Origin of the sequence: Pseudomonas sp. CFBP13528 (assembly GCF_005233615.1) — a bacterium.
GTDB lineage: Bacteria > Pseudomonadota > Gammaproteobacteria > Pseudomonadales > Pseudomonadaceae > Aquipseudomonas > Aquipseudomonas fluorescens_AM.
On sequence record NZ_QGAJ01000038.1, the window covers coordinates 1 to 1,534 of the forward strand.

The 1,534-nt window shown below is 50.7% G+C and carries 1 rRNA gene; it reads left to right on the top strand.

Features of this window, described 5'->3' with window-relative positions:
- Nucleotides 1-64: 64 nt before the first annotated feature.
- Nucleotides 65-1,534, top strand: a 23S ribosomal RNA gene (locus tag PspCFBP13528_RS27450); the annotation flags it as partial.

The following is a 1,534-nucleotide window of genomic DNA, read 5'->3' on the forward strand; positions in this document are numbered from 1 at the left end:
CGAGAAATTCGAATTTTCGGCGAATGTTGTCTTCACAGTATAACCAGATTGCTTGGGGTTATATGGTCAAGTGAAGAAGCGCATACGGTGGATGCCTTGGCAGTCAGAGGCGATGAAAGACGTGGTAGCCTGCGAAAAGCTTCGGGGAGTCGGCAAACAGACTTTGATCCGGAGATGTCTGAATGGGGGAACCCAGCCATCATAAGATGGTTATCTTACGCTGAATACATAGGCGTAAGAGGCGAACCAGGGGAACTGAAACATCTAAGTACCCTGAGGAAAAGAAATCAACCGAGATTCCCTTAGTAGTGGCGAGCGAACGGGGACTAGCCCTTAAGTGGCTTTGAGATTAGCGGAACGCTCTGGAAAGTGCGGCCATAGTGGGTGATAGCCCTGTACGCGAAAATCTCTTAGTCATGAAATCGAGTAGGACGGAGCACGAGAAACTTTGTCTGAATATGGGGGGACCATCCTCCAAGGCTAAATACTACTGACTGACCGATAGTGAACTAGTACCGTGAGGGAAAGGCGAAAAGAACCCCGGAGAGGGGAGTGAAATAGATCCTGAAACCGTATGCGTACAAGCAGTGGGAGCCCACTTTGTTGGGTGACTGCGTACCTTTTGTATAATGGGTCAGCGACTTATTTTCAGTGGCGAGCTTAACCGAATAGGGGAGGCGTAGCGAAAGCGAGTCTTAATAGGGCGTCTAGTCGCTGGGAATAGACCCGAAACCGGGCGATCTATCCATGGGCAGGTTGAAGGTTGGGTAACACTAACTGGAGGACCGAACCGACTACCGTTGAAAAGTTAGCGGATGACCTGTGGATCGGAGTGAAAGGCTAATCAAGCTCGGAGATAGCTGGTTCTCCTCGAAAGCTATTTAGGTAGCGCCTCATGTATCACTGTAGGGGGTAGAGCACTGTTTCGGCTAGGGGGTCATCCCGACTTACCAAACCGATGCAAACTCCGAATACCTACAAGTGCCGAGCATGGGAGACACACGGCGGGTGCTAACGTCCGTCGTGAAAAGGGAAACAACCCAGACCGTCAGCTAAGGTCCCAAAGTTATGGTTAAGTGGGAAACGATGTGGGAAGGCTTAGACAGCTAGGAGGTTGGCTTAGAAGCAGCCACCCTTTAAAGAAAGCGTAATAGCTCACTAGTCGAGTCGGCCTGCGCGGAAGATGTAACGGGGCTCAAACCATACACCGAAGCTACGGGTATCACGCAAGTGATGCGGTAGAGGAGCGTTCTGTAAGCCTGTGAAGGTGAGTTGAGAAGCTTGCTGGAGGTATCAGAAGTGCGAATGCTGACATGAGTAACGACAATGGGTGTGAAAAACACCCACGCCGAAAGACCAAGGTTTCCTGCGCAACGTTAATCGACGCAGGGTTAGTCGGTCCCTAAGGCGAGGCTGAAAAGCGTAGTCGATGGAAAACAGGTTAATATTCCTGTACTTCTGGTTATTGCGATGGAGGGACGGAGAAGGCTAGGCCAGCTTGGCGTTGGTTGTCCAAGTTTAAGGTGGTAGGCTG